Below are 277 nucleotides of genomic sequence, written 5' to 3' on the forward strand. Positions count from 1 at the left end.
CCACCAGTGATCGACAGCTAACAGGTCCGACCGACAGTTGAAGAGAAAAGCCTTCTACAGATTTTTCAACCGAGCTGACGCTGCAACCAAGCTTCAGTCGCGCACCATGGCGCTTCATTTCTGCCAGCAGCATTTCGATTATCTGCAATGCCGAACCATCGCAGAAGAGTTGTCCCAGCGTCTTCTCGTGATAGGCGATGCGATAGCGCTCAACCAGTGCAATAAAATCGCGCTGTGTATAGCGGCTGAGGGCCGAGATACAAAAGTGCGGATTCTG

At 52.0% G+C, this 277-nt stretch carries 1 protein-coding gene; it reads right to left on the bottom strand.

Annotation, left to right across the window (positions count from 1 at the left end; all coding sequences use genetic code 11):
* Positions 1-277, bottom strand: a 277-nt coding sequence (locus tag R0J92_RS22745) for an NAD(P)/FAD-dependent oxidoreductase (protein WP_411053334.1), incomplete at both ends; no start/stop codon positions are given.

The organism is Tritonibacter sp. SIMBA_163, from assembly GCF_046535935.1.
Taxonomy (GTDB): Bacteria; Pseudomonadota; Alphaproteobacteria; order Rhodobacterales; family Rhodobacteraceae; genus Epibacterium; species Epibacterium scottomollicae.